General features: G+C 49.0%; 1 pseudogene. It reads left to right on the top strand.

Annotated features, from left to right (window positions below):
- Positions 1-255 (top strand): annotated as a pseudogene (locus SB660_RS22085) (bacillibactin transport transcriptional regulator Btr); the annotation flags it as partial.

The following is a 255-nucleotide window of genomic DNA, read 5'->3' as shown; positions in this document are numbered from 1 at the left end:
CCTACAAGCTACATGAAAAAAAGGCGCACAAAAATGGCCGCGTACGGAAAAGAAACGATGGGGCATCTGATTCCTCTGCATCACGTGCCTTACGCTGCGGCGCTGCACCCGAAATGGACGGCCTATTATTACAAACAATTCTCTTCCGATATTCCGGTTCACCTGAGCGCTTACCGCTATAATGCAAATTGGGAAGACAACCTGCATACGCTGTCTCAAGCTGCCCCAGACATCATTTTCAGTCTCGATTCTGTC

The sequence above is a fragment of the Bacillus sp. SIMBA_005 genome (assembly GCF_046535585.1).
Taxonomy (GTDB): domain Bacteria; phylum Bacillota; class Bacilli; order Bacillales; family Bacillaceae; genus Bacillus; species Bacillus pumilus.
This window is presented reverse-complemented; position numbering and strand designations above follow the sequence as displayed.